General features: G+C 41.1%; 4 protein-coding genes. 2 read left to right on the forward strand and 2 right to left on the reverse strand.

What is annotated here, in order from left to right:
- Positions 1–105 precede the first annotated feature (105 nt).
- Together lipA and HQR03_RS10660 are read right to left on the reverse strand one after the other, a co-directional pair.
- Positions 106–1149: a lipoyl synthase gene (lipA, locus tag HQR03_RS10655; RefSeq protein ID WP_173240157.1), complete on the reverse strand. Its 1044-nt coding sequence runs from the start codon at positions 1147–1149 to the stop codon at positions 106–108.
- Between the two features lie 201 nt (positions 1150–1350).
- Positions 1351–1746, reverse strand: a complete 396-nt coding sequence (locus tag HQR03_RS10660; RefSeq protein WP_025650979.1) for a carboxymuconolactone decarboxylase family protein — start codon at positions 1744–1746, stop codon at positions 1351–1353.
- Positions 1747–2388: 642 nt separating this feature from the next.
- Here HQR03_RS10660 and acnB point away from each other — a divergent pair.
- A complete protein-coding gene (gene acnB / locus HQR03_RS10665; RefSeq protein ID WP_173240158.1) occupies positions 2389–4992 on the forward strand; it encodes a bifunctional aconitate hydratase 2/2-methylisocitrate dehydratase in 2604 nt (867 codons plus the stop codon).
- Positions 4993–5216: 224 nt separating this feature from the next.
- Positions 5217–6731, forward strand: coding sequence for a hypothetical protein (locus HQR03_RS10670; RefSeq protein ID WP_173240159.1), 1515 nt, complete (start codon positions 5217–5219; stop codon positions 6729–6731).
- Positions 6732–6802 lie beyond the last annotated feature (71 nt).

Raw genomic sequence — 6802 nt, forward strand, 5'->3', positions numbered from 1 at the left:
CAGGTTCATTAAAGTTAAAAAAAAGGGTGAATAACATAAATTGTTATTCACCCTTTTTACATGCTTAGCTTAATGTTTAAGCTTTAGCTCATTAAAACCTGACACTTAACAACCAAGTTTGCCTTCGGCTTCTAAGGCTTTTTTGCTACGGATAGGCGCTGGGCAATCTTCACCATAGTATTGACGATCGGCAAAGTAGCTTGAGCGTACCATCGGGCCTGCCCAAATGTTAAAGAAACCAATCTTTTTGCCGTAGTCCATATAACGCTGGAACTCGTCTGGATGAACATAACGATCAACTGGCGCGTGGTTTTTACTAGGTTGTAGATACTGGCCAACCGTAATCATATCGACGTTATGTGCTTTTAGATCATCAAGCAGTGCATAGATTTCTTCTTCCGTCTCACCAAGGCCAACCATAAAACCGCACTTGGTCGCGATATCAGGGCGACGCTCTTTATAGAGCTTGAGCAAATCTAATGAATGTTGATAGTCAGAGCCTGGGCGGAAGGCTTTGTACAGACGCGGAACCGTTTCAATGTTGTGGTTAAAGACATCTGGTGGGGTTTCTGTCAGTAGGTCTAAAGCCACTTCCATACGCCCACGGAAATCTGGCACCAATATTTCAATGAGGCAATTCGGGCTAAGCGCTCTTGACTCATTGAGTACTTCAACGAAATGCGCCGCGCCGCCATCTTTTAAATCGTCACGATCCACAGAGGTGATTACTGCATATTTTAGCTGCAAGCCTAAAATGGTCTCGGCAGTGTGGCGCGGCTCATCTGCATCTAGCTCATTCGGACGACCATGGCCGACGTCACAGAACGGGCAGCGACGGGTACAGATATCACCCATAATCATAAAGGTCGCCGTACCATCAGCGAAGCACTGCGGCAGGTTAGGGCAAGCGGCTTCTTCACAGACGGTATAGAGCTTTTGCTCACGCAAGGTGGCTTTGATACGTGCCACTTCAGCAGGCGAGGACATCTTAACCCGAATCCAATCTGGCTTTTTCTTCGCCTCGACGGTCGGGATTACTTTAATTGGGATACGCGCAACTTTATCATAGCCACGTAGCTTTTCGCCTTGGATGGCTTTTCTAGGTTTGACCTTAGCAGCAGGCACATGTGTTTGTACGGCAGTTGTCATAATAAATTATCTCTTAACCCTTTATACAATAAGGGTTTATGGAATTATTAGCATATGTTATTAGTTGAACTATTATAGCAGAAATTTAGAGGTCGATTTTTAATCAATATTGTTTAACTGACCTTTTAAGGTTACTGGTTCAAAGTACTGTTTTAAGACTACTGTTTTAAGACTACTACGATTGCGCTTGCAACCATAGTTTTAAATATCAATATCAATATCCAACTCATTCAGGATATCTATGGCGGCACGAAACGCCTCTTGGGTGGCAGGTGCACCGCAGTAAGGTAAACTGTGCATCAATACTTCTCGAATCTCAGCGACAGTTGCGCCATTATTAATCGCACCTCGAATGTGCCCTTTTAGCTCAGTCGGGCTTTTTTGTGCAATTAAAAAGGCGATGGTGATTAAGGAGCGATATTTACGCGGTAATACTGAATCATCTTGCCAAGTGCTACCCCAAGCATGTTCAATAATCCAGTCTTGTAACGGTTGGGTAAATCCAGTCGCCGCATCAAGCGAGCGTTTAACATGTGCCTCGCCCATTACTTCAGTACGAACCTTAAGGCCGTTTTGATAATTAGCGTTATTCTTCATATCATTGTTTTCTATGTCGTGGTTTTCCATATTGCTATCGTCCATGTCGTCATCCCTAATATTTATTTAAGGCATGTCCTCAATTCAATTGATAGTCATCTAAATGGGCTAAAAATAGCTAAATTTTGCCAAACAGCGTCAAACAGCTGATTAATATCTCGATATTATCTGCGCTATTTTTCTTGTTTGACTACAATGTATCTTATTTTTATCACCATTCTTAAAATGAGGGCATGCCTTAGTATATGGTTAATAAAAGCTGTTTTTTCAAGCGCTATTTTTTTAATTGATATTTTCTCTAAGCTATCGTAGCAAGATAATATTTTATCAAATAATATCCTGAAAAATGTTTAGTAGTCTCGATGTATTAATTTGATTATGAATCGAGCTATGCTTGACGAGAGTGACAAGCAGCATATTGGTTGCGAAAGGCTGCCCAATCATATTATTGATGGTACTATTTTTATAATAAATGTCCAATATGGCCCTATATTGAGCCTTTTAAAGGCTGAGCCATTAACATTTAGAGCGTTTTAAGCTATGATTGCACGGATAATTATTCCATCTAGTATATAGACGCAGGCTGTCATGCTGACTACCCACGTAATGTGCTAATACCCCCAACTGACGAGGACGACTATTGTGTTAGAAGCTTATCGTAAACATGTCGAAGAACGTGCTGAGCTAGGAACGGTTCCGCTACCACTGAACGAAAAACAAGTAGCAGAGTTGGTTGAAATATTAAAAACCCCACCAGCAGGCGAAGACGCATTCTTAATGAACCTGCTAGAAAACCGTATTCCTGCTGGCGTTGACCAAGCTGCTTACGTTAAAGCTGCATTTTTAGCTGCTATCCTTAAGGGTGAAGCATCATCACCACTTATCAGCAAGCAAAAAGCCGTCGAAATCCTAGGCACTATGCAAGGTGGCTACAACGTGCAGCCATTGGTTGCTGCACTAGATGACGCCGATGTTGCACAAGACGCTGCTGAAGCGTTGAAAAAAACGCTACTGGTATTTGACGCATTCAATGACGTCACTGAAAAAGCTGAAGCTGGTAATGACATTGCAAAAGAAGTCGTGCAGTCTTGGGCTGACGCTGAATGGTTCTTGAACCGTGCTGCCGTACCAGAAAAGACCACTTACACGACGTTTAAAGTGACTGGCGAAACCAACACTGATGACTTGTCACCTGCGCAAGATGCGTGGAGCCGTCCTGATATCCCATTGCATTCATTAGCCATGCACAAAAACTCTCGCGACGGCATCACTGCTGACGAAGAGGGCGTCGTCGGTCCAATGAAGCAGATCGAAGCGCTAAAAGAAAAAGGCCATCCACTGGCTTATGTTGGTGACGTGGTTGGTACGGGTTCTAGCCGTAAGTCTGCGACCAACTCAGTACTGTGGCTCATGGGTGAAGACATTCCTAACGTGCCAAACAAACGTGGTGGCGGTTTAGTATTAGGTAACAACATCGCTCCTATCTTCTTCAATACTATGGAAGATTCTGGCGCATTACCAATCGAAAAAGTAGCGGTTGATAACCTAAACATGGGTGATGTTTTTGACATCTATCCGTACGAAGGCAAAATCACTAAGCATGACTCTGATGAAGTATTGTCAACGTTCAAGCTAAATTCACCAACATTGCTTGATGAAGTCCGTGCTGGTGGCCGTATTCCATTAATCGTTGGTCGTGGTTTGACTAATCGTGCTCGTGAGTACATGGGTCTTGGTCATTCAGACGTATTTGCTAAGCCAGAAGAGCCAGCCGATACGGGTAAAGGCTTTACCCTTGCACAAAAAATGGTTGGTAAAGCTTGTGGCCTGCAAGGCGTACGTCCGGGTATGTACTGTGAGCCGAAGATGACTACAGTTGGTAGTCAGGACACTACGGGTCCGATGACTCGTGATGAGCTAAAAGATTTGGCATGTTTGGGCTTCCAAGCAGATCTAGTTATGCAGTCATTCTGTCATACGGCTGCTTATCCAAAGCCCGTTGACGTTGAGACGCAGCACACACTACCTGACTTCATCATGAACCGTGGCGGCGTCAGCTTACGTCCGGGCGATGGTATCATTCACTCGTGGCTTAACCGTATGCTACTTCCAGATACCGTTGGTACTGGTGGTGACTCGCATACTCGTTTTCCAATGGGTATCTCGTTCCCAGCTGGTTCTGGCCTAGTTGCATTCGCAGCCGCGACTGGTGTGATGCCACTTGATATGCCTGAGTCTGTCCGTGTCCGCTTCGTTGGCGAACGTCAGCCTGGTATCACGCTACGTGACCTAGTCCATGCGATTCCTTATCAAGCGATCAAAGAAGGTCTATTGACCGTTGATAAGAAAGGCAAAATCAACGAATTCAATGGTCGTATTCTTGAAATCGAAGGTCTAGAAGACTTGACCGCTGAGCAAGCGTTTGAGCTATCTGATGCCTCAGCTGAGCGTAGCGCTGCTGGTTGTACCATTACTCTATCTGAAGAGTCAGTGACTGAGTACCTGAACTCAAACATCACGCTACTTAAGTGGATGATTTCAGAAGGCTATGGCGATGCGCGTACTATCAGTCGTCGTATCGAGCAAATGCAAGAGTGGTTGGCTAATCCAAGCCTCATGCGTGCTGACGAAGATGCAGAATATGCAATCGATATGACTATCGACATGAGCACGATTAAAGAGCCGATTCTTTGCTGCCCCAACGATCCAGACGATGCCAAGACTTTGGCTGACGTCGCTGGTGATACCATTGATGAAGTATTCATTGGTTCATGTATGACCAACATCGGTCATTTCCGTGCTGCGGGTAAACTGCTACAAGATGTACCAGCAGGTAGCCTCAAGACTCGCCTATGGATTGCGCCACCAACTAAGATGGATGCGCGTCAATTGATGGAAGAAGGTTATTACAACATTTATGCTCAAGCCGGCGCTCGTACTGAGATGCCAGGTTGTTCACTATGTATGGGTAACCAAGCACGCATCGCACCGAACTCTACTGCGGTATCAACGTCAACCCGTAACTTCCCGAACCGTCTAGGTCAAGGCGCTAACGTATACCTTGCTTCTGCAGAGCTTGCAGCCGTAGCAGCGGTACTTGGTAAATTGCCAACGAACGACGAATATCAGCAGTATGCTGGTATGCTAAACAGCATGGGTGATGAAGTATATCAGTACATGAACTTTGACCGTATGACTGACTATACTGAAGAAGCCGATAAAATTAACGTTGCTCAGTTGACCTAATCTTGGTTCAAATTTAAGCTAAACGTTTTTAAGTTTTACAATTCTTATTTTAATAGAAACCCCGTATCGTCATGATGCGGGGTTTTTTATTTATAATGATTTTTGCTACTATTTAATATATTAATTAAGAAGAAAGTAAGTCTCGTTCTAATAGGCAGAAAATTGTTAGTTAACTTCAATAACCTATAGCCTCATCGACTAGCTAGTAGAGTAAAGGATTACTTATGAATGACGAAATATTAGACATATCAGATCAAGAATTAAAAGCTGTTCTGTCGATTCTTCCTAAAGACAATCTTAGTAAAGTTGCTTTACTCATTGATATTTTACGAGTCATCGATTACTGGACAGTGTTTAAACCTTTGCTTCCAGAAAAGGAAAGATTATCAACTCCAGAGTTTGAAATTATTCGTCTAGGATTTAATTTAGCTTTAAAATACTTGTTCGTTTCTATGGATACTAGTGGATTTCCTATGAGGAAAAGCACTGAAGAAAGTAGGCGCATTGCCACAACAGTTCTATATGCATTTGGAGTCTCAGTTCTTTTAAAAAAGACACATAATTTACTGAAAGCAAATTATGTTAGAGCAGAGAAAATTAATTCTAAGATTATCATAAGTAAAAATGAAGAAATTACAGGTCTAAATCTTGATAGTGTTGAGTACTTTAAAAAATTTAGACAAGATGAGATTATTAACTCAAATATTGGAAAAATTTATAATAAATGGAATATAAATGAATTTGATAATATTCTAGATATAGCTAATCTGTCAGGCGCATACCTTCTGAAAAATTCAAGAAAAGAAATTAGTAAATATGGAGTAAGTGATATCAAAAACCTTATAGAAAATCTTATTTATCCATATGACACAGGATATGGAGTAATGATGGGATATGAAAGTACTGATGAGATTGATAGTCATTTCTTTCTAAAATCAGCAGAAATTACAAGTGTTTGGTTAAATGAGGTTGGTTTAGATGAATCTGTTAAGTTTAAAAATATAGATGGTGATGAGTTATTTCAGATAGTGACGCTAATTACTTCACTAAACATCATGCACATCAACTACATTATGTCTGCTATGGAAAAACATAAAGAAATATCAATACCCCAAAGTTTGACTTTGTGGCATACGGATTCTGATTTCATTGAGTTAATTCAATTGTACTCAAATTTAGAAAAATCTAAGATTAAAAGAGTTTTGAAGGCAATATCATTAACACCATATGATTTAGATAATTTAGAAGGACGTGTTACACCTTTATACCCACTTATAATCGACTTAGGTAACGGAACACTAATACGATCTGTTTTGAGCCTTCTTCAAAATCCATTCATATCAACACTCGATATTATTAGTTGGAACGACCATAATTTTAAGAATACTTTTTATGCTCCTAAAGAAGACATTATGAGGAAAGATTTGTATGAACTTTTCAATGGAACTAGATATAAAGTTATTCAGGGTAACATTAAAATTCGCAATGGTAATGAAGTTGTCACCGATATTGATGCAGCTATTTTAGATATAACAACAGGGGAGCTAGCTCTTTTCCAAATAAAATGGCAAAACTTTCACACTGATGATATAAAAAAACTCAGAAGTAGAGCTAAAAACTTCGTGCATGAAATTGACTCATGGGCAGCTAAAGTTGATCAATGGATAAGTGATAATGGTATAGAAGAGCTGAACAAAACCGGAGTTTTTCAAGGTAGTTGTCACCATAAGCCGAATTAAGCGGCTTTTAATCTTTGCTGTTGTTGCTCTTTTACAGGATTTAGTGTTGTCGGACCCACAGGCTTACAGTT

This window comes from Psychrobacter okhotskensis (genome assembly GCF_013248965.1).
Taxonomy (GTDB): Bacteria; Pseudomonadota; Gammaproteobacteria; order Pseudomonadales; family Moraxellaceae; genus Psychrobacter; species Psychrobacter okhotskensis.

What these genes read in the sequence shown, in the direction of transcription:
- lipA (WP_173240157.1), bottom strand. Translation starts at nt 1,149, where the DNA reads ATGACAACTGCCGTACAAACACATGTGCCTGCTGCTAAGGTCAAACCT.
- HQR03_RS10660 (WP_025650979.1), bottom strand. Translation starts at nt 1,746, where the DNA reads ATGAAGAATAACGCTAATTATCAAAACGGCCTTAAGGTTCGTACTGAA.
- HQR03_RS10670 (WP_173240159.1), top strand. Translation starts at nt 5,217, where the DNA reads ATGAATGACGAAATATTAGACATATCAGATCAAGAATTAAAAGCTGTT.